Annotated in this window: 22 protein-coding genes; 10 read left to right on the top strand and 12 right to left on the bottom strand. The window is 67.8% G+C overall.

What is annotated here, in order from left to right; all coding sequences use genetic code 11:
* Positions 1–43: 43 nt before the first annotated feature.
* Together G6N61_RS16825 and G6N61_RS16820 are read right to left on the bottom strand one after the other, a co-directional pair.
* Positions 44–982, bottom strand: coding sequence for a DUF808 domain-containing protein (locus G6N61_RS16825; protein ID WP_163919540.1), 939 nt, complete (start codon positions 980–982; stop codon positions 44–46).
* A gap of 53 nt (positions 983–1035) precedes the next feature.
* Positions 1036–2448, bottom strand: a complete 1413-nt coding sequence (locus tag G6N61_RS16820; protein ID WP_163919539.1) for an NCS2 family permease — start codon at positions 2446–2448, stop codon at positions 1036–1038.
* 52 nt (positions 2449–2500) lie between these two features.
* Here G6N61_RS16820 and G6N61_RS16815 point away from each other — a divergent pair, with 52 nt between their 5' ends.
* Positions 2501–3172: a hypothetical protein gene (locus G6N61_RS16815; protein ID WP_163919538.1), complete on the top strand. Its 672-nt coding sequence runs from the start codon at positions 2501–2503 to the stop codon at positions 3170–3172.
* 6 nt (positions 3173–3178) lie between these two features.
* Here the strand turns inward: G6N61_RS16815 and G6N61_RS16810 are convergent, their stop codons facing one another.
* Positions 3179–3643, bottom strand: coding sequence for an acyl-CoA thioesterase (locus tag G6N61_RS16810; RefSeq protein WP_163919537.1), 465 nt, complete (start codon positions 3641–3643; stop codon positions 3179–3181).
* A 151-nt stretch (positions 3644–3794) separates the two neighbouring features.
* On the opposite strand from G6N61_RS16810, the gene G6N61_RS16805 reads away from it, so the two are divergent.
* The 4 genes from G6N61_RS16805 (at position 3795) to G6N61_RS16790 (ending at position 8325) form a co-directional block, all read left to right on the top strand.
* A complete protein-coding gene (locus G6N61_RS16805) occupies positions 3795–4802 on the top strand; it encodes a LacI family DNA-binding transcriptional regulator (RefSeq protein WP_163919536.1) in 1008 nt (335 codons plus the stop codon).
* 35 nt (positions 4803–4837) lie between these two features.
* Positions 4838–6628, top strand: coding sequence for a putative bifunctional diguanylate cyclase/phosphodiesterase (locus tag G6N61_RS16800; RefSeq protein ID WP_163919535.1), 1791 nt, complete (start codon positions 4838–4840; stop codon positions 6626–6628).
* A gap of 23 nt (positions 6629–6651) precedes the next feature.
* A complete protein-coding gene (locus G6N61_RS16795) occupies positions 6652–7518 on the top strand; it encodes a LysR family transcriptional regulator ArgP (RefSeq protein ID WP_163919534.1) in 867 nt (288 codons plus the stop codon).
* Between the two features lie 129 nt (positions 7519–7647).
* Positions 7648–8325 carry a TetR family transcriptional regulator gene (locus G6N61_RS16790; RefSeq protein ID WP_163919533.1) on the top strand — a complete coding sequence of 226 codons (678 nt, stop codon included), beginning with the start codon at positions 7648–7650 and terminating at the stop codon, positions 8323–8325.
* 36 nt (positions 8326–8361) lie between these two features.
* Here the strand turns inward: G6N61_RS16790 and G6N61_RS16785 are convergent, their stop codons facing one another.
* Positions 8362–9591, bottom strand: coding sequence for a fatty acid desaturase family protein (locus G6N61_RS16785; protein WP_163919532.1), 1230 nt, complete (start codon positions 9589–9591; stop codon positions 8362–8364).
* Positions 9592–9600: 9 nt separating this feature from the next.
* Complete coding sequence (locus G6N61_RS16780) at positions 9601–10731, bottom strand: ferredoxin reductase (RefSeq protein WP_163919531.1); 1131 nt, start codon at positions 10729–10731, stop codon at positions 9601–9603.
* 149 nt (positions 10732–10880) lie between these two features.
* Here G6N61_RS16780 and G6N61_RS16775 point away from each other — a divergent pair, with 149 nt between their 5' ends.
* The 3 genes from G6N61_RS16775 to G6N61_RS16765 all read left to right on the top strand — a co-directional run bounded on the left by G6N61_RS16775 (position 10881) and on the right by G6N61_RS16765 (position 12237).
* On the top strand, positions 10881–11312 hold the full coding sequence (locus tag G6N61_RS16775; protein ID WP_163919530.1) for a VOC family protein: 432 nt from the start codon (positions 10881–10883) through the stop codon (positions 11310–11312).
* Positions 11313–11374: 62 nt separating this feature from the next.
* Positions 11375–11545 (top strand): hypothetical protein, encoded by a 171-nt coding sequence (locus G6N61_RS16770; RefSeq protein ID WP_163919529.1) that lies wholly within the window; start codon positions 11375–11377, stop codon positions 11543–11545.
* Positions 11546–11568: 23 nt separating this feature from the next.
* Entirely contained in the window at positions 11569–12237 is a 669-nt protein-coding gene (locus G6N61_RS16765) for an NAD(P)H-binding protein (protein WP_235887152.1), read from the top strand.
* Positions 12238–12339: 102 nt separating this feature from the next.
* On the opposite strand, the gene G6N61_RS16760 is transcribed toward G6N61_RS16765, so the two are convergent.
* Together G6N61_RS16760 and G6N61_RS16755 are read right to left on the bottom strand one after the other, a co-directional pair.
* Positions 12340–12795: an STAS domain-containing protein gene (locus tag G6N61_RS16760; RefSeq protein ID WP_163919527.1), complete on the bottom strand. Its 456-nt coding sequence runs from the start codon at positions 12793–12795 to the stop codon at positions 12340–12342.
* 123 nt (positions 12796–12918) lie between these two features.
* Positions 12919–14166 (bottom strand): DNA polymerase domain-containing protein, encoded by a 1248-nt coding sequence (locus G6N61_RS16755; protein ID WP_163919526.1) that lies wholly within the window; start codon positions 14164–14166, stop codon positions 12919–12921.
* 81 nt (positions 14167–14247) lie between these two features.
* Here G6N61_RS16755 and fadD2 point away from each other — a divergent pair, with 81 nt between their 5' ends.
* Positions 14248–16032 (top strand): long-chain-fatty-acid--CoA ligase FadD2, encoded by a 1785-nt coding sequence (fadD2, locus tag G6N61_RS16750; RefSeq protein WP_163919525.1) that lies wholly within the window; start codon positions 14248–14250, stop codon positions 16030–16032.
* Between the two features lie 65 nt (positions 16033–16097).
* Entirely contained in the window at positions 16098–16886 is a 789-nt protein-coding gene (locus tag G6N61_RS16745) for an SDR family NAD(P)-dependent oxidoreductase (protein WP_163919524.1), read from the top strand.
* Between the two features lie 18 nt (positions 16887–16904).
* Here G6N61_RS16745 and G6N61_RS16740 read toward each other — a convergent pair whose 3' ends face one another.
* The 5 genes from G6N61_RS16740 to G6N61_RS16720 all read right to left on the bottom strand — a co-directional run bounded on the left by G6N61_RS16740 (position 16905) and on the right by G6N61_RS16720 (position 23493).
* Positions 16905–17675 (bottom strand): 1-acyl-sn-glycerol-3-phosphate acyltransferase, encoded by a 771-nt coding sequence (locus tag G6N61_RS16740; RefSeq protein ID WP_163919523.1) that lies wholly within the window; start codon positions 17673–17675, stop codon positions 16905–16907.
* Between the two features lie 44 nt (positions 17676–17719).
* Positions 17720–17917, bottom strand: a complete 198-nt coding sequence (locus G6N61_RS16735; protein WP_163919522.1) for a ferredoxin — start codon at positions 17915–17917, stop codon at positions 17720–17722.
* A 2-nt stretch (positions 17918–17919) separates the two neighbouring features.
* Positions 17920–19227: a cytochrome P450 gene (locus G6N61_RS16730; RefSeq protein ID WP_235887151.1), complete on the bottom strand. Its 1308-nt coding sequence runs from the start codon at positions 19225–19227 to the stop codon at positions 17920–17922.
* Between the two features lie 117 nt (positions 19228–19344).
* Positions 19345–21612: a thiamine pyrophosphate-binding protein gene (locus G6N61_RS16725; protein ID WP_235887646.1), complete on the bottom strand. Its 2268-nt coding sequence runs from the start codon at positions 21610–21612 to the stop codon at positions 19345–19347.
* A gap of 90 nt (positions 21613–21702) precedes the next feature.
* A complete protein-coding gene (locus G6N61_RS16720) occupies positions 21703–23493 on the bottom strand; it encodes an FAD-dependent monooxygenase (protein ID WP_163919521.1) in 1791 nt (596 codons plus the stop codon).

The raw sequence follows: 23493 nt of genomic DNA, 5'->3' as shown, positions 1-23493 counted from the left end.
CGCGTGCACGAGGCCCACGGTCGCGGTGCGCGCGGCGATCCCGCTAGTGCTTGGCCTTCTTGCCGAACGGCAGCACGTGCACGATCGCGACGACGATGGCGCCGACGACCAGGCCGATGACGGCCGAGACCCCGGTGTTGAGCAGCCACGCCAGCACGCCACCGACGCCTTCGACGGCGTGGTGGACGCCTTCCTCCCAGTGGTGGACCGTGCCGTACGGCCAGTGCCAGCCCAGCTTGTCGGATTGCACCAGCAGGATGTGGCCGCCGACCCAGAGCATCGCGACGGTGCCGATCGCCGAGAGCGCGGCCAGCACCTTGGGCATCGCGGTGACCAGACCGCGGCCGAACTTCTGCGCGAACGTCGACGACCGCTGCGCCAGGCTCAGCCCGACGTCGTCCATCTTGACGATCACGGCCACCACGCCGTACACGGCAGCGGTGATGACGATGGCCACGACGATGAGGATGACCAGCCGCGACCAGAACGCCTGATCGGCTACCTCGTCGAGTGCGATCACCATGATCTCGGCCGACAGGATGAAGTCGGTGCGGATCGCGCCCGCCGTCATGGTCTTCTCGGCGTCCTCGCCGGCGACGGCTGCGGGCGCGGCATGCGCGTCGTGGCCCCGGATCCGGCCCCACACCTTCTCCGCGCCTTCGAAGCACAGGTAGGTGGCGCCGATCATCAGGATGACCGGGAGCAGCCAGGGCGCGAACTGACTCAGGAGCAGCGCCGCGGGGAGGATGAACAGCAGCTTGTTGCGCAGCGATCCGATCGCGATGCGCCTGATCATCGGCAGCTCGCGGTCCGCCGTGATGCCCGAGACGTACTGCGGCGTGACCGCCGTGTCGTCGATCACCACGCCGGCCGCCTTGGCGGTCGCCCGCCCCGCGGCGGCGCCGATGTCGTCGACGGATGCCGCCGCGAGCCGGGCCAACGCCGCTACGTCGTCGAGAAGCCCGAACAGACCCGCACTCATGGCCGGAAGGCTACCCGCACAGCGAACTCTCAGTCGCGGTCAGAGCTTCGGATTCACAACCCGATGAGCGATTCGATCCACCCGCGGGCGAAGTAGACCACGAAGCCTGCCGTCACGATCCACAGCAGCGGGCTGATCTCGCGGGCCTTGCCCGTCGCCGACCGCGTCACCACCCAGGCGATGAACCCGATGCCGATGCCGTTGGCGATCGAGTAGGTGAACGGCATCGCCGCGACCGTCAGGACGACCGGCAGGGCGACGGAGAACTCGGAGACGTCGATGTGGCGCAGCTGCGACACCATCATCACGCCGACGATCACCAGCGCCGCCGCCGCGACCTCGGTGGGCACGATCGACGCCAGCGGCGAGATGAACATCGCGGCGAGGAACAGCGCGCCGGTGACGAGGTTCGCCAGACCGGTGCGTGCGCCCTCCTCGATGCCCGCGCCCGATTCGATGAACACCGTGTTCGAGGACGCGGACGTCGCACCGCCGACGGCGGCGCCCGCACCCTCCACGATCAGTGACGCGCGCAGCCGCGGGAAGTTGCCCTGTTCGTCGGAGAGGCCGGCCTCCCGGGACAGGCCGGTCAGCGTTCCCATCGCGTCGAAGAAGTTCGCGAACACCAGCGTGAAGATCAGCATGACGGCGGCGAGGGCACCGATGCGGCCGAAGCTCGACAGGCTGAACTCGCCGACCAGCGACAGGTCGGGCAGCGCGAACGGCGAGCCCGTCAGCGTGGGCACCGACAGGCTCCACCCACCGGGCTTGTCGACGGCCGAGCCGAGGTGCCAGATCGCCTCGATGATCACGGCGACGATCGTCCCGGTGACGAGGCCGATCAGGATGCCGCCACGCACCCGGCGTACCACCAGCACCCCCGTGATCAGCAGGGTGAAGACGAAGACCAGCACCGGCACGGTGGTGATCGACCCGACGCCACCCGTGCCGAGGCCGACGGGAGGCGACGGGTTCCCGGTGGAGCCGACGAAACCGGCGTCGACCAGCCCGATGAACAGGATGAACAGGCCGATGCCCGCGGTGATGGCGAGCTTGAGCGCCATCGGCACCGCGTCGAAGACCAGCCGTCGCAGGCCCGTCGCGGCCAGCACCACGATGATCAGCCCGTTGATCACGACCAGGCCCATCGCCTCCGGCCAGGTGACCGTGCCGACCACCGTGGTGGCGAGGAACGAGTTGATCCCCAGCCCCGCCGCGAACGCGAACGGTAGCCGGGCGATCACGCCGAACAGGATCGTCATGACACCGGCGGCCAACGACGTCGTGGCCGAGACCTGCGCGAAGTCGAGCGTGTTGCCCTCGACGTCCTCGGAGCTGGACAGGATGATCGGGTTCAGCACGATGATGTAGGCCATCGCGATGAACGTGACGAGGCCACCGCGGATCTCGGTGCCGAACGTCGACTCCCGGGCGGTGATCTCGAAGTAGCGGTCCAGACGATTCATGCGTCGACCCTAAGTTCGCGGCGGCGATCGCGGGCGGTGGCATGCTGGAAACGTGGGCATTCTGTTCCGGTTGGCCGAGCTGCTGCTCATCCTCGTGCCGCTGGCAGGGGCGCTCTATGCCGGCTGGCGGACGTTCCGGCGCGTCGGCGGTCAGCGGGACGAGATTCCCGGCGACGACGCGCCTGCCGCGCGACCGCTACCCGACGCCGACGCCGGCCGCGACCGGACGGTGCTGTGGCGAACCATCGTCCGCACCGTCGACGAGCACGACCGCATCGATGCGCGCTGGCTCGACTACGAACTCGATGCGGCCAAGCTGCTGGACTTCCCGTTGATGACCGACGTCGGGGACCCGAAGGTGATGGCCTTCCACAAGGCCAAGCTGCGTGCCGATTTGCTGCGGCCTGCGCGGGCAGAGGACCTGCTGGACGACCGCCAGTCCGCCGCGGAGTACCTGAGCGCCGTCGAGGACTACGTGACGGCCTTCAACGCCGCCGAAGCCGAGGCGCAACGCTTGCGCCGCAGCGACTTCTCACGCGAGGCGCAGCAGCGGATGTCGCGCGCGCAGAACCTGTTGCGGGTCGCAGCGGATCCTTCTGCGACGCCACGCGAACGCGCCCAGTCGCTCGAACTCGCCGACCGCGAACTCCAGGGTCTGGTCGTGCTGCCGCAGGCCACCCGACTCGGCATCGAGCGCGGCATCGCGGGCGAACTCGGCCGCTAACGAGCGTCAGTCCGCTGCGGTGAGTCCGAGCGACGCGAGCCGTTCGCGGGCCTCGTCGGGGATCGGCGTCGGGCCGTCGTCGTCCAGCGTCACCAGGACGGTGTCGCACAGGCTCACGCATTCCTCGGCGACGAACAGCGCGGTGGACGCGACGTACGACGTGCGTCCGATCCGGCCGACCCCGATGGCCGTGCCGATCCTCGCCGGCCAGTGCGCCTCCCGCACGAAGTGCACGACGGTGGAGGCGGTGACGATGCGGATCCGACGGCTGGCGAGGTCGTACACGCCGGGGAACACCGTCCGGTTCAGCGTCGCGCGACAGTTCTCGTGCAGTGACGCCAGCGCGAGGTTGTTGAGGTGTCCGTTGGTGTCCATGTCGCCGTAGCGGGCGTCGATGGCGTCGTGCACCGGGTAGGTCTGCGGGAGCAGTCGTGCGGGGTGCGGACGCGGCGCCGTGCCGACCAGACTCATCTGGTCAGCGTAGGACGCACGTAGTCCGGCATCGAGGTGAACCCTGCCTCGGAGGCCAGATCTCAACGGCGGAGCCGAGTTCCGAGCAGAGGGCCAGTTCGGAGCCGCTCGTGGTGCCGCCGATCCATTGGAACGTTCTAAGGTGGGAGCCGTGCATACCCGGCCGACGCTGGACGACGTGGCGCGTCGCGCGGGTGTCTCGCGCGCACTGGTGTCGATCGTCATGCGCGAGGCGCCAGGCGCGAGCGACGCGACCCGCGTCCGGGTTCGCGCCGCAGCCCAGGAGATCGGATATCGCCCCGACCCGCGGGCGCGGCGCCTGCGGCAGTTGCGCACGCGCCTCATCGGGGTCATGTTCGGCGTCGGCCAGGAATTCCACGCCGAACTCGTCGACGGGGTGTACGCGGCTGCCCGGGAGACCGACTACGACGTCGTGCTCAGCGGTGTCACCCCGCATCACGACGAGCGCCGGGCGTTGCACGCGCTGGTCGACGATCGCTGCGAGGGGATCGTGCTCCTCGGCCCTGGCACGTCGGCGCGCGAGTTGGTCGAACTCGACACCCGCGTGCCGGTGGTCTCGGTTGCGCGGCGCATACGAGGCGTCGACGCGGTGCGCAGTGACGACGTCGCCGGCGCAGCACTGGCCGTCGATCACCTGATCGCGCTGGGGCATCGCAGCATCGTGCACCTCGACGGCGGGCGTGCCCCCGGCGCGGCCGAACGCCGTCGCGGGTACGGAAACCGCATGCGGGCAACGGGTTTCGAACCGATTCTGCGCGCCGGAGGCCTGACCGAGCGTGACGGCGCTGCCGCCGCCACCGAACTCCTGGAGTCCGGCGTACCGCTGCCATCGGCGATCTTCGCGTTCAACGACCGCTGCGCGCTGGGTGTTCTCGACGTGCTCGTCCGTGCCCGCGTCGACGTGCCGCGGCAAGTCTCGGTAGTCGGGTTCGACGACAGCCCGTTGGCTCGCCTGGCTCACGTCGACCTGACCACCGTCCGGCAGGAGGCACACGTGCTTGCCCGTACCGCCCTCGCCCGACTGGTCGAGCGGTTGGACGGCGGCGAGACCGGCGCGGCCGCCGTGGACGTCGTCGTCCCGCCCACGCTCGTGGTTCGCGGCAGTACCGCGCCGCCGAACCGAAACGCTGAGATCTAGCCTCATCGCCGACTTTGCCAGGCTACAGTGGCAACGTGGGGTGGGATCCTGGGGGATGGACGGCGCTGACGCGCGTCGACATGTGGCCGGGTATTGCGACGCCCCTGTTGATGACACGCATCGGTGGATCATGCTTCCTGTTCGGAGGCGTGTTGGTGGTGCTGATGACCAGTCTCGCACCGTCGAGTTTCACGAACACCTCCGTGCAGTGCGGCAACGCGGCCGTCGCAGGCGTCGTCGGGTTGGCGGTGTTGCTGTGGGGTGAGCGGCTGCGGTTGTGGCAGTTCCATCTGATGGTGCTGACGGCGACTCTTCAGATAACCGTGTCGGTGTACGAGTCGGCGAACCCGTCGGTGGCGGTCTCCTTCGCCACCCTCTACGTCTTCATCGCCTGCGCGGCGTTCTTCGTCGCCTGGCCCGCGGCGGCTCTGCAGTTGGGCGCGTCGCTGGTGTGCTGCACGACGGCCATGGCGATGACGTCGACCGTGCCGTGGTGGTCCGGTCTGGTCGCATCGGGCACCACGGTGGCCATCGGGATAGTGATCGCCATCCTCGGACGGCTGGTGTTCAACGCCGAACTCGACGACGTCACCGGCCTGCTGAACCGCCGCGGGTTCGATCGAGTCCTCGGCGTCGCCGTTCGACGAGCACGGACGGGCGGGCTTGCGCCTGCGGTCGTGTTCGTCTGTATCGACGGCTACGGCGCCATCCACGACCAATTCGGTGGCCGGGTTGCCGACGAAGTCATGCAGGAGATCGTCGCGGCGTGGCGGAACGTGCTCGAACCCGAACACGTCCTCGCGCGCCGTGGCGCCGACGAGTTCACTGTGCTACTGCCCAACGGCACGGACCAGCAAGCGGTTTCGCTCACCCACCGACTGCGCGACGCAGTGTCGATGGGGTGTTCGGCAGGCGTCACGACGTGGCAACCAGGCGAGTCGGTGTCGGTCGTGGTCGCCCGTGCCGACACCGCGCTACGCCGGGCCAAGCGCAGTGGCCGGAACCGGACGATGGTCGAATCCGCGAACCTGCCACCCGTGGCGGTCGAACTGAGCGACGCGCTCGCCGCCGAGGCGCTCGACGTGCGATATCAGCCCGTCGTGGCGCTCTCGGATGGCGATCTGGTGGGCATCGAGGCGCTGTTGCGCTGGTCGCCGCCGTCACGTCCCGATCTGTCGCCCTACGAGGTGATCCGGGTGGCGGAGGAGAACAACCTCATCGCCGCGCTCGATCACTACGTCCTGCGCCGCGCGTGTCTCGATGCGCAGCGGATCCGAGGCGACGCCCCACACTCGTCGATGTGGTTGAGCGTCAACGTCTCTGGCCTCGAATTGGTTCAAAAGGGCTACGCCAATCAGGTGTTCGATACTCTCGCCGAAACCGGTTGGCCCGCCCAACGTTTGGTGCTCGAGGTCACCGAGAGCGTTATCGACGTCGACCGGCCCTCGGCGCTGGAAGCCCTAACGGCACTGCGCCGGGGCGGCGTGCAGGTAGCCATCGACGACTTCGGCACCGGCTACTCGTCATTGAGCAGGCTGCAGGCCCTGCCCACCGACTTCTTGAAGCTCGACGCGTCGTTCGTGGCGGTGGTGACGCCCACGTCGTGCGAACCGCCGCCGCTCCTGCGGGCAGTCGCGGCACTCGCCGACGCGCTGCACCTGACGGTGATAGCCGAAGGCGTCGAAACGCCGCAGCAGGCGTCGGTTCTGCGGCGTCTCGGAGTCGAGTTCGCGCAGGGCTTCTACTTCGGGAAGGCCCAGCGTCCCGCCGAACTGCTCGACGTCATGGCCCCGGCACCGTCGTGGCGTCCCAACCTCCTGCGTTGAGCCACGTCACATAGCATTTCGACGTGGCGCTCGACGGTGAACAGCTGGCAGCACTCGCCGCCGTCGTCGAGACCGGATCGTTCGACGCCGCGGCGGCGTCGCTGCACGTCACGCCGTCGGCGGTGAGCCAGCGCATCAAGGCGCTGGAACAGCGGGTGGGCCAGGTGCTCGTCCGTCGCGAGCGTCCGTGCACGGTCACCCCGGCGGGGGTGCCTCTGCTGCGCCTGGCGGCGCAGACCGCCCTGCTGGAGGCGGAGGCGCTGGCCGAGGTGGGCGGCGACCAGGTCCCGGCCCCGCGAATCGCGTTGGCCGTCAACGCCGATTCGATGGCCACGTGGTTCCCATCGGTGTTCGAGCGCCTGGACTCCGTCCTGTTCGACCTACGCATCGAGGATCAGGACCATTCGGCGCGACTGCTCCGCGAGGGCGTGGTGATGGGGGCCGTCACGACCGAGCGGGCGCCGGTGCCCGGGTGCCGGGTACAGCGGCTCGGCGTGATGCGGTACGTGCCGACGGCGTCGAGCTCCTTCATGGACCGGTACTTCGGGACCGGTTTCACCGCTCGTAACGCCGCCTCCGCGCCGCACATCGCGTGGAATCGCGACGATGCACTGCAGGAGATGTTCCTGCGCCGAGTGTTCAAGCGGCCGATCGCGCCGCCGACCCACTACGTCCCGACCGCCGAGGGATTCGCCGCCGCCGTCCGCGCCGGTCTGGGGTGGGGGATGTTCCCCCAGCCGCTGGCCGGAGCCGATCGGGAATTGGTCCGCATCTCCAACGCACATCTCGACGTCCCGCTGTTCTGGCAGTGCTGGAAGCTCGACAGTTCCCTGGTCGCGAGGCTGACGGATGCCGTGTGCTCAGCGGCGAACGCCGGCCTGCAGGGCTGATTCGCACCGGCCCGCTCGTACGGGCTGTGATCAACGTCGCTAACCCTGGCGGCTCTGTTTTGGTACGGTGAGTAAACACTCGTACACCGAAAAGCGGTGTCGACCTGCCTACTGGAAGAAGCCAGACACGTGAACACGACGATCGATGACGGTGGACGCCCGTCGGAGAAGCGCGTGCAGACGAGGTCTGTCGTAACGCGTCGCCGGATCGTGGATTCGGCGATCCGATTGTTCGCCGAGCAGGGTTATCCGGCGACCGGGACGCGCGAGATCATCGCCCAGTCGGGGATGACCGGCGGCGCCTTCTACCACCACTTCGGAGACAAGGACTCAGTCGCGAAGGCCATCCTCGCCGAGGCCAACGCCAGGGTCCTTGCGGCGTTCGTCGCGACCGACGCGGGCGGTCCGGCCGTCGAGGCCGCGATCCGGGGTACGTTTGCCGTCGCGTCGCTGCACGTCAGTGATGCGGGTGTGCGCGTGGGATCGCAGCTTCTGCACACCGTCGGCCAGGCGACGGGTCAGGCGGGGCGGTACTTCGCGGCGTGGTCCGACGCATTGGGTGCACAGTTCGACAGGGGGCAGCGCCAAGGCGACGTCCGCAACGATCTGGACCCCGAGGTCGTCGGCCGATCGGTCGCGTCGGCGTCGTACGGTGCGTGGGCCGTTGCCGGTCTGACCCCTGGCGACTCCGACGTGGTCACCCGAATGGCCGACCTGTGGGACGTCATGCTGCCCGCCATCGTCGTTCCCGAGGTGGCCCCACGCTTCCTCGGCTACCTCCGCGAGCAGCGTCGGCAACCCAATTAGTGAACGGCCGTACCGACGCCGAGGCCGAGGCGTCGGCTACGCCGCTCCGGCCGTCTGCAGTTCCCGGATTGCGGTCCGCAGTCCACGGCGCCGCCCCGTAGCGGGATCGACGTAGGCGTTCCGTAGCCGACCCGCTCGGGTGAACTTGCGCTCCGAGTTCGTCTCCGGCGCATCGTCGGACGTCGCCTTGAGGTACTTGTCCGGTAGCGCCAGCTTCGCGATCGTCACGAACGACTGGCCGTACTGCCGCAGGAGGGGCCCCGTCGTGTAGGGCAGGTCGTATTTCTCGCACAGCGCACGCACCCGGACCGCGATCTCGGCGTAGCGGTTGCTCGGCAGGTCGGGGAACATGTGGTGCTCGATCTGGTAGCAGAGGTTGCCACTCATGAACGCCATCAACGGGCCGGCGTTGAAGTTGGCCGAGCCGAGCATCTGACGCAGATACCACTCGGCCTGGGTCTCGTTCTCGAACTCCTCCTTCGTGAACTTCTCTGCGCCGTCGGGGAAGTGGCCGCAGAAGATCACCATGTACGACCAGTAGTTGCGGATCAGGTTCGCCACCGCGTTCGCGCCGAGGGTGTGCTTCCACCCCGGTCCCGCGAGGGCCGGGAAGACGACGTAGTCCTTGCCGACCTGCTTTCCGACCTTCTTGCCGATGATCTTCAGGTCCTTGCGGACCTCGGCCATGGACTTCTCGCCCTTGCGCCACTTGGTGGTCTCGACCCCGTGCAGGGCGACGCCCCACTCGAACAGCGTGCCGAGCAAGATGTTGTAGATCGGGTTGCCGATCATCCACTTCTCCCAGCGCTGGTCGCGCGTGAGACGCATGATGCCGTAACCGATGTCGTCGTCGAGACCGACGATGTTGGTGTACTTGTGATGGATGAAGTTGTGCGACTTCTTCCAGTGCTCCGTGGGTGACGTCGTGTCCCACTCCCATTCGGTGGAGTGGATCTCGGGATCGTTCATCCAGTCCCACTGACCGTGGGTGATGTTGTGGCCCAACTCCATGTTCTCGATGATCTTGCCGGTGGCGAGCATGGCGGTGCCCAGAGCCCAGGCATACCGGTTGCGGCTCGCCATCAGGACCACGCGGCTGCCGACCACGAGGCCGCGCTGCAGCTGGATGGTTCGACGGATGTAGCGGGCGTCGCGCTCGCCGCGCGACTCCTCGATGTCGACTCGGATCGTGTCGAGTTCGCGCCCCAGCTCCTCGACGTCCTCTGCGGACAGGTGGGTGTACTGCTTGATGTCGCTGATGGCCATGTCGTCGCCTTAGATGTCGATGGTGCAGTCGCCGGATGCGGTGGAGATGCAGGTCTGGATTCGGTCGCCTTCGCCGTGCTCGTTGCCCGACCGGATGTCCCGGACGTAACCGGATTCCAGTGGCAGAACGCAGGATTGGCAGATGCCCATGCGGCACCCGAAGGGCATCTGGATGCCGGCGTCCTCGCCGGCCTGCAGCAGCGTGGTCGCGCCGTCCACCTCGACGCTCTGGCCGGACTTCTTGAACAGGACCGTGCCGCCCTCGCCGCCCTTGTCGGTGCGGGCGATGGTGAAGCGCTCGGTGTGCAGGGAGTCCCGAATCCCGGCCCGGGTCCAGGTGTCCTCGGCGGCGTCGAGCATCTCGGTCGGGCCGCATGCCCATGCGGAGCGGTCGGCCCAGTCGGCGACGACCTCGTCCAACTCGGCGAAGTCGATCTTGCCCATCTCCGCCGTCAGCTGGAGGTGCAGGCGGTAGTTGGGCTGCTCCTGCTCCAGCGTGCGCAACTCGTCGTGGAAGATCACGTCCTCGGCGGTGCGGGCGCTGTGGATGTGCACTATGTCTGGCCGTTCGCCGCGCGCCTTGAGCGAACGGAGCATCGCCATGATCGGCGTGATGCCGCTGCCCGCCGTGATGAACAGCAGTGACGGTGGCGCCGGATCAGGCAGCGCGAAATCGCCCTTGGGCGTGGCCAGCCGGACGACGGTGCCCGGCTGCACGCCGTTGACGAGGTGGGTGGACAGGAAGCCCTCGGGAGTGGCCTTGACGGTGATCGATACGTGGCCGCCGTCCTGCCGCGGAACCGAGGTCAGCGAGTAGGAACGCCAGTGCCATCGGCCGTCGACCCGAAGGCCGATGCCCAGGTACTGGCCTGGGAGGTAGTTCCCGCTGAAGCCCCAGCCCGGCTTGATGACGACGGTCGCCGAGTCCTCGGTCTCGCGCCGGACGTCCACGACGACGCCCCGCAGTTCCCGTGCCGACCAGAGCGGGTTGATCAGCTTCAGGTAGTCGTCGGGAAGCAGCGGTGTGGTCGCCCTGGCCGCCAGTCCCCGCAGGACGTTCACCTTCGGCGTGGTCGCCGTCTCGACGTCTCGCGCCGGAGCCACGCTCCACCGCGTCAAACTGCGCAACTTGCCGCCCATGCGTCGCTGCCTCTCCGACCGCGCGTGTGCGGTACCTCACACCACAGTGCCCGTTCCGTCGCGGCGCGACACCTGTATCCGCAGAACATTCGAGGGCAATGTTTTAGGGGTGCTAGCTGCGCGTTTCCTGAAAGCGGAGGATGGCTGACATGACCGTTTTCGAATCACCGATCCCGAGGTTCCACTTGGCCATGCCGGTCGACGACCTGGCTGCCGCACGTCGCTTCTACGGCGAGGTGCTCGGTCTCGAGCAGGGACGCAGCTCGGAGTCGTGGGTGGACTGGAACCTGTTGGGTCATCAGTTCGTCACGCACCTGGCGCCGGGCCGGGTGCGGCCGATCCGCAATCCCGTCGACGGCCACGACGTTCCGGTGCCGCACTTCGGACTGATCCTCGGCGTCGCGGACTTCCACGACCTCGCCGAGCGGCTGCGCATCGCCGACGTCGAGTTCGTGATCGAGCCGTACGTCCGCTTCGAAGGTCAGGCGGGCGAGCAGTGGACCATGTTCCTGCTGGATCCTGCGGGCAACGCCCTGGAGTTCAAGGCATTCGCGGACGACTCCCAGGTCTTCGCATCGTGATGACCCGAAGCCGGCATTAAACGGGGCATCTCGCGGTTGCACTGATCATGATGACGATCCCCATGACCATGACCAAGAGGGACTTCGGCGAGTTCTTGGGAACGGCACTGATGTGCGTCGTGGTGTGCCTGGTGGCCCTCGCGGTCGGCTTCACGGCGCTGCTGATCACGGACTCCGTGTCGAACACGGGTGTCTTCTCGCCCCACGGGCCCACTGGCTCATCGGCCACCTGATGACCGGGCCTACTGTGGGACGGGTGAACAAACACGTGGTCATCGCCGGCGGGCACGGCAAGATCGCCCTGCACCTCGAGCGGCTGCTGAGCGACCGGGGCGACTCGGTCGCGGGATTGATCCGCAACCCCGAGCAGGCGTCCGACCTCGAGGCCAACGGTGCGCGCGCACTCGTGGTGGACCTCGAGAACGCGGGGGTCGACGAGGTCGCCGAGCACCTACGCGGTGCCGACGCCGTCGTGTTCGCCGCCGGCGCGGGCCCCGGTAGCGGCGTCGAGCGGAAGGACACCGTGGATCGGGCCGCAGCCGTGCTGCTGGCCGACGCGGCGATCGCTGCGGGCGTGCGCCGCTACGTGATGGTGTCTGCGATGGGGGCCGACGAGGCGCCAGAGGGTGACGGCGACGACGCGGTGTTCTCGGCCTACCTACGGGCCAAGGCCGCAGCCGACCGTGACGTCCTGGGTCGTCGCGAACTGGCCACGACCATCGTCCGGCCCGGAATGTTGACCGACGAGCCGGCAACGGGTCAGGTGACGGTGGCCGAGAAGACGGGTCGCGGCAGCGTGTCCCGCAGCGACGTGGCTGCCGTGTTGGCGGCGGTGGTCGACGACGACGGGACCGCGGGTGTCACGTTCGAGGTGATCGGCGGGGAAACCCCCATCGCGATCGCCGTCGCGTCGCTGGTGAACTAACTACGGGTGTGCGTGGCCTACGGCTGCGTGATGCCTGCGCCGACCGCGCAGCAGATGGGCCAACCAACGAACGTCGAGCAACATGGTTTCTATCCTTCTCGACTAAGCGGACTTGGTGAGGATGGGCAGGAGGCGCCGACGCTCGTCGGCGACGTCCGAGAAGTGGTGCAGCGCTTCGGGAACCGAGCGGGTGATGGGCAGCTGCGGATCCTGGGCATGCGAGCGCAGGACGCGGGCCAGTTCCTCGTCGGCTACCAGTGACCACTCCACGCCTGCGTCGTAGCAGGCCTGGTCGATCGCGTCGAGCAGTTCGACGCCCGCCTTGGCGAACGACTCCACGCCACTGAGGTCGAGGATGAACGCCTTCTCCGGGATGACGCAGTGCAGAGCACGGTCGACGAGGCAGGCGACATTGGTCGCATCGACGGCACCGGTGATGGACATGACCGAGGCCATCTGCCTGCAGAGCGTGTGAACTTCTGCGCCCTTGCAGTCGATCGTCGGGTTGCCGTACCGGAACGGGGATTTCGAAGCCGGAACGTGGGTGGTGATGCCCATGACCAGTCTCCCTTCGATGCTTGGTCGAAGAGGTCTTCGACGTAGTACCGAAGTTATGGGCCGAAGTTAAGGTACTGGGGAGTCAGCACTAAACAGTTGCTAAGAACTCCCGCGCCGCCCGGATCAGGGCCGTCCCTGCGGTCCGGTGTAGTTCTCCCACGGCGAGTAGTCGGCCAGCAGCGCCTCCTGCGGCGGGCGCTCGTCCTTGGGTACGTGCTGGAGGTTGATCCTGATGCGGTACCAGATCGAACTGGGCCCCCGCATGCCGTCGACGAGCACGTCGACCGGTTTCAGCCGATCCGCGGCCGCGGGGTATTTGCCCTTCCAGGTGTCGAGGGCGGCCATCGCCTCGTCCTTGGTCTTGGTCCGGGCGATCTCGATCAGCGGCATGGGCGAGGTGCGACCGCCGGCGCCGTTCGCGCGCCGTGCGCCGCGCGGTGCCTTCTCGGCCGGGCCGAGTTCCTGCGCGCGCTCGAGGAGTTGGTCGAGGCCGCCGGGCGCGTCGTCCATGCCCTCCCACGGGTCGCCGAGATCGGCGTAGCGGGCAGGCACCGACCGAACGGTGAACTCCTCGGGTCTGCAGGTGGGCACCTCGTCCCACCGCAGCGGGGTGGACACCCTGGCATCGGGTCGCGAACGCACCGAGTAGGCCGATGCGACCGTCCGGTCCTTGGCGTTCTGGTTGAAGTCGACGAACACGCCCTCGCGCTCCTCCTTCCACCATCGGCTGGTGGCGAGGTCCGGCGCGCGCAGTTCCACCTCGCGGGCGATGGTCTCCGCCGCAAGGCGCACCTGCTTGTAGGGCCAGTGCGGCGCGATCCGCGCGTATACGTGGAAGCCCTTGGACCCTGACGTCTTGGGCCAGGCGGTGAGGCCGAAGTCGGCGAGCACGTCGCGGACGACCAGGGCGACGTCGACGATCTGGGGCCACTCGACCCCCGGCATCGGATCGAGGTCCACGCGCAGCTCGTCGGGATGCTCGAGGTCTTCGGCCTGCACGGGGTGCGGGTTGAGGTCGACGCAGCCGAGGTTGACCGCCCACACCAGGCCGGCCGTCTCGCGCAGCACGGCCTCCTTGGCCGACGTGCCCGAGGCGTACTTCAACTCCGCGACGTCGATCCAGTCCGGCCGGTTCTCGGGCGCGCGCTTCTGGAACACCGCCTCCTCGGTGATGCCCTTGACGAAGCGCTTCAGGATCATCGGTCGGCCCGCGACCCCGCGTAGCGCCCCGTCGGCCACCGACAGGTAGTACTGGATCAGGTCGAGCTTGGTGACGCCGGCGTCGCCGTCCTGGCCGGGGAAGACCACCTTGTCCGGATTGGTGATCTTCAGCGTGCGCCCACCGACCTCCAGGGACAGCGCGTTCGCCATGTCGCCATGGTAGGCGCGCAACGGCCAGGAATGGGTCACGGATCCGGCCTCGGCGCGACGCGCGTCACATAGGCTTGCGGCATGGTGAACATCACTGACCTGTCGACGTTGGTGCGCGAGTCCGCCGGGCGGTACGTGGAGCGCGGCGCTGCCGAACTGCACTACGCCCGCAAGATGTTCGAGGCGGGTGCGCTGAAAGTCGAACCGCCGCAAGCCATGGCGGCGATGTTGGCGGACATCCGGCGGTGGGGCGAGTTCGGGATGATCCCGGCGCTGAACGCGCGCCGGTGGCCGCACCGCAAGGCCGTCATCGACGACGACGGCGATCTGAGCTTCGCCGAACTCGACGACGCCGCCAATGCCGTCGCCCATGGACTCCTGGCGAAGGGCGTGCGCAGCGGTGACGGCGTGGCGTTGCTGATCCGCAACCACCGGTGGTTCCCAATCGCCTTCTACGGCGCAGCCCGCGTCGGCGCCCGCATCATCCTGCTGAACAGCGAGTTCTCGGGCCCGCAGATCAAGGAGGTGTCCGAACGCGAGGATGCCAAGCTGATCATCCACGACGACGAGTACACGAAGGCGGTGTCGGCGGCCGATCCCGAGCTGGGCAAGCTGCGCGCGCTGCCGACCAACCCGGACAAGTCCGACAGCGCGGATCCATCCGGCGAACAGCCCCACGAGAGCAACGACGACACGCTCGCCGACCTGATCGAGCGCAACGCCGATGCAGGCCCGGCGCCGAAGGCCGACAAGCACGCGAAGATCATCATCCTGACCAGTGGCACCACCGGCACCCCGAAGGGCGCCAACCGCAGCACTCCTCCGTCACTGGCGCCGATCGGTGGGGTGCTCTCGCACGTGCCGTTCAAGGCAGGCGAGGTGACGTCGTTGCCCGCACCGATGTTCCACGCGTTGGGCCTGCTGCACGCCACCATCGCGGCGATGTTGGGGTGCACGCTGGTGCTGCGCCGCCGGTTCAAGCCCGACACCGTGCTCGCCGACATCGAGAAGCGCAAGGTGACGGCCATGGTCGTGGTGCCGGTGATGCTGTCCCGCATCCTGGACACCCTCGACGGCATGGAGAAGAAGCCGGACCTGTCGAGCCTGCGCATCGTGTTCGTCTCCGGCTCACAGCTCGGCGGTGAACTGGCCACCCGCGCGATGAAGACGCTCGGCCCGGTCGTCTACAACCTCTACGGGTCGACCGAGATCGCCTACGCCACGATCGCGCGGCCGCAGGACCTCGAGATCAATCCCACGACCGTCGGCCCCGTGGTCAAGGGCGTGCGAGTGAAGCTCTTCGACGAGAATGGCCAGGAAGTGCCCCAGGGCGAGGTCGGCCGGATCTTCGTTGGCAACACCTTTCCGTTCGAGGGCTACACCGGGGGCGGGCACAAGCAGATCATCGACGGACTGATGTCATCGGGCGACGTCGGCTACTTCGACGAGCACGGGCTGCTCTACGTCAGCGGCCGCGACGACGAGATGATCGTCTGCGGCGGCGAAAACGTGTTCCCCGCCGAGGTCGAGGACCTGATCAGCGGTCACCCCGAGGTCGTCGAGGCCACGGCGATCGGCGTCGAGGACAAGGAGTGGGGCCACCGTCTGCGGGCGTTCGTGGTCAAGACCGACGGCGCCAGCATCGACGAGGACGCGGTCAAGGCCTACGTCAAGGAGAACCTGGCGCGGTACAAGGTGCCCCGTGAGGTCGTCTTCCTCGACGAGCTGCCGCGCAACCCGACCGGCAAGATCCTCAAGCGCGAACTCGCCAAGCACGAGGTCGACGGCCAGCCCGGCCAGATCGACAACGAGACGGTGCAGCCCGACGACAAGGGATCCGACCCCAAGGGATCCAACGCGGAATAGTCGGGGTCACGCGGTGGTAGTAACGACTCGGCGGGCAGGAGCGAAGCGACAAGGGGAATCACCGGGTGGACATCGACCTCTCAGGCAAGACCGCACTCGTCACCGGCTCGACCCAGGGCATCGGGTATGCCATCGCCGAGGGGCTGGCAGCTAGCGGTGCCCGCGTCGCGGTCAACGGCCGCTCGGCTGACCGCGTCGACGCCGCGGTCGCGGAACTGCGCAAGACGGGCGCCGACGTCGTCGGGGTCGCGGTCGACGTCAGCACCGCCGACGGCGTCGACCACCTCCTGCGCGAACTGCCCGACGTCGACGTCCTGGTCAACAACCTCGGGATCTTCGGCGCCGTGCCCGCCCGCGAGATCACCGACGAGCAGTGGCGGAACTTCTTCGACGTCAACGTCCTCGCCGCGGTCCGGCTGATCCGCACGTACCTGCCGGGAATGGTCGAGCGCGGGTGGGGCAGGGCCATCCAGATCGCCAGCGACTCCGCGGTCGTCATCCCGGAGGAGATGATCCACTACGGCGTCTCGAAGACGGCGCTGCTTGCGGTGTCGCGCGGATTCGCCAAGGACGCGGCGGGTACTGGCGTGACGGTCAACTCCGTGATCGCGGGGCCGACGCACACCGCGGGTGTCGAGGACTTCGTCTACGAACTGGTCGACAAGGACCTGCCGTGGGATGACGCGCAGCGCGAGTTCATGCGCAAGCATCGCCCACAGTCGTTGCTACAGAGGCTGATCGAGCCGAACGAGATCGCCAACATGGTGGTCTACCTGGCGTCGCCGCTGTCGTCGGCCACCACCGGGGGCGCCCTGCGCGTCGACGGGGGCTACGTGGACTCGATCCTGCCCTGACCGTGGCCGGGCGCTCGATCAGCCGATGACGGGTGTGCGACCGGCGGTCAGGGCGTCGATGCGAGTCTGCATGGCGTCTCGGACGCGCTCGGCGAGGTCTTTGTCGGATTCGTGGTCCTGCGACACCATCCCCGGCATGACCGCGGTGACGAGTTTCGTGGGCAGTGGCAGATACGGCACGAGGCCGACCACCCCGAGGTTCAGGCCCCAGGGAATCGAGACGCTGACTGGAAGTGACTTGATTCGCAACAACTTCGGCAACCGGAGCGCCCGTGCGGTTGACTGGCCGTCATTGAGGACCAGAAGCGACTCACCGGCGCCTGCCGTCACGACCGGCACCATCGGAACCCCGTGGTCCTGGGCCAACCGAGCGAATCCCGAGCCGTGGAACGTAATCCTGTTGCGGTGGCGCCACGACTTGCCGGCGTCCACGTCGCCTCCTGGGAAGACGAGGACGTCGTGGCCGGCCGCCAGAGCCTCGTCGGCGGCTGCGCGGCTGCCAGGGGCGCCGCCGAGTCGTTCGACCAGTGAGCCGGCGCCGAGCGTCCACGCGATCTGATGCACCATCGCGGTCACGGGCCGCGTGACCCCCGCGGCCTGCCGTGCTGCGACGAAGGCCGCGACGTTCAGATCGATCACCCCACCGAAGCCGTGATTGCAGACGAACAACACGGGTCCATCGGGTACCGGAGCGTCGATGCGAACCTCGTGCCGGTGGTACACCCTGAGGTAGGTCTGCACTGCCGCCGACAGCCAACCGGGTGGCGTGATCGCCGGCTCGTCACTCATGTAGGCAGATTACGGTGACCCGAGACGTCGTCGGGGACTCGTGGTCAATCCCGTATGCGCAGGGCGGCAACGGGGCACGCCGTAGCCGCTGCCGAAGCCTGCTCGTGCAGGTGGCTCGGGACGGGTTCGTCCTCGTGGGTGAAGGTGAGGTTTCCGTCGTCGTCGAGATCGAACATCTCCGGGGCACGCTCGACGCACAGAGCGTGGCCTTCGCACCGATCCCAGTCGACGTCTACGTGCATGATCAGCACTCCTGTTCTCGAGACTCGGTGGCCGCGGATCGGCGAGGGGTGAGTTCCACCGGCAGTGACTCCCAGCGGTATATGACGTTGTTGATGGCCCTGCGTCCGGTGCCGATGCGGCGGATGCGCTCGACGCGATCGAGCAGGGCGGACAGGATGGCGGCGGTCTCCATCCGGGCCAAGCCCTGGCCGCCGCAGGTATGGGTTCCGTAGCCGAAACCCAACTGGCCGGTGGTGTCGCGGTGAATGTCGAATTCGTCGGGTTCGGGAAACACCGTCTCATCGCGGTTGGCCGAGGCGAAGAGCACGAGGAGCTGCGAACCGCCCGGAATGGTGTGTGTGGCCAGTTCGGTCGCGTGGTGCACGCGACGGGTGAAGGCGCGCAACGGGGAAGCGTGCCGTACCACCTCGTTGACCGCGTTCGGCATCAGCCGGCGGTCGCGGCGCAGTTCCTCGAACTGCTCGGGATGATCGGCGAACAGTTGAACGGCGGCGGCGATGATGCTTGCGGTGGTGTCGATGGAGGGAGCCAGCACGTCGATGAGCAGCAGCGCGCACTGCGACTTCGTCAACGCACCGGAGTCGACGGCCTCGAGCAATTCGGCGGCGATACCGCCGGGCATTACCTCGCGTGTGCGCACCAGCCGTGCGACGAACAGTCGCATCGCGATGACGCCGGGCAGTGATCGCAGGAACAACCGGTTCGCCGGGCCGGCGTAGTCGAATGCCGCCACGCCCCAGGGCAATAGGTGACCGCGTGCGTGCTGCGGCCAGCCCATCATGTCGGGAACGACGGTCAACGGCATCGCCAGAGCCATGTCGGCAACCGCGTCGATGCGGCCCTTGCGCACGGCGCCGTCGACGATTTCCACGGCCATCGCTTCGACGTCGGGCTTGAGGGACCTGAGCGCGCGGGGCGTCAGACGTGACGTGACCAGCTTGCGCCGCGCCAGATGGGCCTCGCCGTCGCACACTATGGTCGTCTTGCGGCCGGTGAGCTGCGCCAGCCGGGTGATGGCCACGGCATCCCCCGACCGGAACGTCTCGTCGTCGGCAAGGGCGGCGCGCGCAGACTCGAACCTCGGAGCGGCGTACATCCGGTGTTTGCTCAACCACACCACCGGTCCCAGCGCCCGCATCGCCGCATAGTGTGGATGGGGGTCGGCAATCGCCGCGGGGGAGTAGAGGTCCTCGTCGTAGACGGGCACCGGTCGTGTCGAGACCAGCCGCGGCGCGGCGGACACTTCGGCTGGGGCACTGGACGAATGCGGACAGTGCGTCGCCTGCATGTCGCGGTGATCGTCGGTCATCGACTCATGAAACCGCTCGCCGGCACGTGGTGTCCTGGACTGCGAGACCAAATTCCCCACTGCGGATTGGACTCGAGTCCGACCGTTGCGGGCTGCCGTCGCCGTGCCGATGGCCGGCTAGCTGCAGACGTCGAGCGCTGCCCGCACGATGCCGTCGGTGTCGATGCCGTGGTGGCGGTACACCGAATCGAGGTCACCCACCTGTCCGAAGGCGTTGACCCCCAACGACTTACACCGGACCCGGTTGACGGTCGCCAGAAAGGTGAGGGTGTGGGGGTGCCCGTCGAGCACGGTGACCATCGGCGCGGCGCGATCGGCGGGGAAGACCTGATCGATGATCCACGACGGGGCTTCGGCGAGCCCGTCCCGGCTCTGCACGGCGCGGTAGAGCAGGTCCGGGCTCGTCACGCAGACGACCTCGGCCTCGACACCCATGTCGGCGAGCCGGTCCGCCGCCAGGACGGCTTCGGTGACCAGTGCGCCCATCGCCACGATGCACACCGCGGGCTTGGTGGCCGACTGCAGTGTGTACGCGCCGGCGAGCACGTGTCGACGGCGGCGTTCCCGAGCGGCGGCATCGGACGGGACGCGGGCCAGTTCCTGCCGTACCGGCCGCGTCGACAGCCGGAGATAGGACGACGTGCCGTCGGGGCGGCCCAGTCGGCTGATGCAGTGCAGCAGAATCCATTCGACCTCGGCGGCGAATGCCGGCTCGTAACTGATGCAACCGGGCTGCTCGAGTCCGATGGACGGCGTCTTGATCGATTGATGCGCACCGCCTTCGGCGGACAGAGTGACCCCGGACGGGGTGCCCACCAGGATCGACTGCCCGCCGGCGTAGATCCCGAAGGACCACGGTTCCAGCGCACGCTCGACGAACGGGTCGTAGAGCACGCCGATCGGGAACAGCGGCTGGCCCCAACGACTCCAGGTGGCGCCCAGTTCGCCGAGCAGCCCGACGAGGTTGACCTCGGCGATGCCGAGTTCCATGTGCTGACCGGTTGGATGTTCGCGCCAGTGCATCAGCGTGTCTCGGTCGTCGGCGAACCAGTCGGGCCGCTCCGACGGCGACCACACACCCACCTTGTTCAGCCATCCCGCCAGGTTCGTGCTGGAGCTGACGTCGGGGCTCACGGTGACCACGCGCTTCGCGACATCGGGTGCGTCCCTGGACAGGTCGAGCAGTGTGCGTCCGAGTGCACTCTGGGTGTTGGACACCGCGGGCGGGGTGCGTCCGATGTCGGTGGGAACCCGTGGCGGTTCGGAGAGGCGAACGTCGTCTCGGCGCAGCCGCTCGGCGACCTGCAGACAGAGCCGGCCGGGTGGGGACTGCGGATCGAACCGTTGGAACGGCTGCTGCGGGTCCTCGCCGAGCGTCTCGGCCAGCTGGACGAATTGCTCGTCGGTCAACAGTGAGGAGTGGTTCTGCGGATGGCCCTGGGTCGGTAGGCCGTAACCCTTGATCGTGTAGGCGAGGATCACCGTGGGGCGGGTGTCGTCGATCTGCCCGTACGCCTCCTGCAGCGTGGCGATGTCGTGGCCGCCGAGATTGCCGATCGCTTGCAGAAGCGTTGCGTCGTCGAGGTCGGCGATCACTGCCGCCACACCGTCTGCGTCCTCGCCGTCACCCGGTAGCCGCGAGCGCAGGTCCTCGGCGGAACAGCGCAGCAGTCGTTGATATTCGGGGTTGGGCATCGTCACGATTCGGGTGCGCAGCGCGTCCCCGCCGGGACGGGTGAACAGCTCCTCGAGCACCTTGCCGAACTTCACCGTCAGCACCTGCCATCCGGCCGCCGCGAACATGTCCTGCAGCCGCCCCGAGGCGATGTGGGGAACGACGCGGTCCAGAGACTGCCGGTTCATGTCGACGATCCAGACGACTTCACCCAGTTCTTGCACCGTGGGGTCCATCACCGCTTCCCAGACGGCGCCTTCGTCCAGTTCGGCGTCACCGACCAGGGAGTACTGACGTCCGGCTCCGGTCCGTCCGAAGGCGGTGTCCACGTAGCGACGTGCGAAGCTCGCCCAGATCGGGGCGGTTGCCCCGATGCCCACCGATCCCGTGGAGTAGTCGACGGGATCGGGGTCCTTGGTGCGACTCGGGTAGCTCTGCAGACCGCCGAACTCCCGCAGAGTCGTCATGTAGCGCTCGTCGAGGTAGCCGAGCAGGTAGTTGATGCCGTGCAACACCGGAGAGGCGTGGGGTTTCACCGACACTCTGTCCCCGGCCTGAAGCTGGTCGAAGTACAACGACGTCATGATGCCCACCATCGATGCCGACGATGCCTGGTGACCGCCGACCTTCATACCGCTGGGATTGACGCGAATCCGGTTGGCATGGTGCACCATTGCGGCCGACAGCCACAGTACGCGGGACGCGATCAGATCGAGATCCGAGCCGGTCGCCGGATGTTCACCAGCCCCAGCGGGCGACGAGGGGTGGGGAACCGTCACGGGTGTCACGCGTCCTTCTGGCTAGGCGATGTGTGGGCTGGCGTCGGCGCTCGCATGCGGATAGACATCCTTCCAGCAGTGTTCGATGAATGTGCGCAGACGGTCGACCGCCGATGGGCCGTTGGTGGTGCGCCATACGACGTGGCCATCGGGTCGCACCACGACGGCACCCTCGTCGCCGACCTCGAACACGTCGATGACGGGTTGATCGTCGTCGCGGGCCAGGGGTACCACCGTCAGCGGAACCGGCATCGGCGTGCGCGTGATCGCCGCGGTCCAGCCGTGCGGATCGGCGGTGAACACGGTGAGTCCCCTGCGCGCGATCGCATCGTGCGTCGACGAACCAGAGGCGTCCTCGCCCCGAATGATCGCGTGCGGCAGGCGAGCGCCAGGGTGGGTGGTGGGTTGATACAGGGCGACGTCGCCCTCTGGGCAACGGCCCTCCGAGGTGTCGATGAGCCGGCTGGCGTAGCCGTAGCCGAACTCCAAGCCGCTGGCCACGAAGTGCTCTTCCTGCCCAGGGATGGCGCAGGCCATCCGTTCTCGCAAACGCCTGCTGCGGGCGCCCTTGCGAAGCAGACGCCTCGTCCGCGACGTCTGAGCGATGGTCAATGCGTCCGCGACTCGGGCGATCACCGGGTCGGGCACCCAGTCCAGGGGCAGCTTGCCCATCATCTCGGTGGCCTGGTGCAGTGAGCGGTTGGTGATGCCCAACGGCCTCGTGACCTCGTCGAGCGTGAAGTGGTTGTGGGTGCTCTGCTCGGCGAACCGCGTGACGACGGGCCGCCTCTCGGCCTCGTAGGTGTCCAGCAGGGAATCGGATGCCCCGTCCTGCACGATGGCCGCTAGCTTCCAGGCGACGTTGTGGGCGTCCTGCACGCCGCTGTTGAGACCGAAGCCGCCGGTGTGGGGGAATCGGTGCGCTGCATCCCCGACGAGTAGCAGCGGCCCCTGGCGGAACCCATCGGCGATCTGCTTGGTCATGGTCCAGGTTCCGGTCGACCGAATGCGGTAGTCGGCGGACCCGATCACCTGCGGGAGAATGCCATTCCAGTAGCGTCGGCTGTCAGCCGCAATCGACTGAGCGGCATGCAGATACGGCGTCATCAGCACGTAGTCGTCATCGGCATGGGCGATCATGACCCCACTGAACCGCGGATGGTAGATCCAGCTGAGCAGGGGTCGGCAAGCCCCATCCGAATGGAGATCGGGTGCGTGGAAGAACACGCTGCCCATGTTCGCCAGTACCGGCCCGGTCATCGTGATGCCCGCAGCGTCGCGCAAACGGCTGTTCGCCCCGTCTGCGGCGATGACGAACCGCGGCGAGACGACGGTCGTCTCGCCGCCCGCCGACCGCAGTGCCAACTTCTCGCCGTCGAGATCGGCACGCCAGCCCCGCCGGAAGTCGATCAGGGGCTCGTCCTCCAACTCCTTCCACAGCACCGGCATGAGCAGATGCTGACCGATGTGGGAGATGAGATGGGAACTGTGCGTGCGCACTTCGGCGAGCCGCTCCGGTTGCGACAACAGGTCGATCTCGCCGATGGGGTCTGACCGCACGTCGGTGCACCAGCGGATGACGTTGACGGTGTCGATGGGCGGGGTGATCGATTCCAGCGCACGTCCCAGGGTAGGAGAGGCCTGGTTCCAGATCTCGAGGGTCCGGGCGTTGATCACGTGCGCGGCCGGATGGACTCGAGTGTTCAGGCGTTCCTCGATGACGGTGCTCGGGATGCCGTAACGAGCCAGCAACAGGGCCAGTGTGGATCCCGAGGCACCGGCGCCGACGATCATCGTTGATTCAGTGAGCAT

The organism is Mycolicibacterium arabiense (assembly GCF_010731815.2).
Lineage (GTDB): Bacteria > Actinomycetota > Actinomycetes > Mycobacteriales > Mycobacteriaceae > Mycobacterium > Mycobacterium arabiense.
This window is presented reverse-complemented; position numbering and strand designations above follow the sequence as displayed.

Coding starts and splice junctions, on each gene's coding strand:
- G6N61_RS16825 (WP_163919540.1), bottom strand. CDS start 982: ATGAGTGCGGGTCTGTTCGGGCTTCTCGACGACGTAGCGGCGTTGGCC.
- G6N61_RS16820 (WP_163919539.1), bottom strand. CDS start 2,448: ATGAATCGTCTGGACCGCTACTTCGAGATCACCGCCCGGGAGTCGACG.
- G6N61_RS16810 (WP_163919537.1), bottom strand. CDS start 3,643: ATGAGTCTGGTCGGCACGGCGCCGCGTCCGCACCCCGCACGACTGCTC.
- G6N61_RS16785 (WP_163919532.1), bottom strand. CDS start 9,591: ATGGCCATCAGCGACATCAAGCAGTACACCCACCTGTCCGCAGAGGAC.
- G6N61_RS16780 (WP_163919531.1), bottom strand. CDS start 10,731: ATGGGCGGCAAGTTGCGCAGTTTGACGCGGTGGAGCGTGGCTCCGGCG.
- G6N61_RS16775 (WP_163919530.1), top strand. CDS start 10,881: ATGACCGTTTTCGAATCACCGATCCCGAGGTTCCACTTGGCCATGCCG.
- G6N61_RS16770 (WP_163919529.1), top strand. CDS start 11,375: ATGACCATGACCAAGAGGGACTTCGGCGAGTTCTTGGGAACGGCACTG.
- G6N61_RS16760 (WP_163919527.1), bottom strand. CDS start 12,795: ATGGGCATCACCACCCACGTTCCGGCTTCGAAATCCCCGTTCCGGTAC.
- G6N61_RS16755 (WP_163919526.1), bottom strand. CDS start 14,166: ATGGCGAACGCGCTGTCCCTGGAGGTCGGTGGGCGCACGCTGAAGATC.
- fadD2 (WP_163919525.1), top strand. CDS start 14,248: ATGGTGAACATCACTGACCTGTCGACGTTGGTGCGCGAGTCCGCCGGG.
- G6N61_RS16740 (WP_163919523.1), bottom strand. CDS start 17,675: ATGAGTGACGAGCCGGCGATCACGCCACCCGGTTGGCTGTCGGCGGCA.
- G6N61_RS16735 (WP_163919522.1), bottom strand. CDS start 17,917: ATGCACGTAGACGTCGACTGGGATCGGTGCGAAGGCCACGCTCTGTGC.
- G6N61_RS16730 (WP_235887151.1), bottom strand. CDS start 19,227: ATGACCGACGATCACCGCGACATGCAGGCGACGCACTGTCCGCATTCG.
- G6N61_RS16720 (WP_163919521.1), bottom strand. CDS start 23,493: ATGCTCACTGAATCAACGATGATCGTCGGCGCCGGTGCCTCGGGATCC.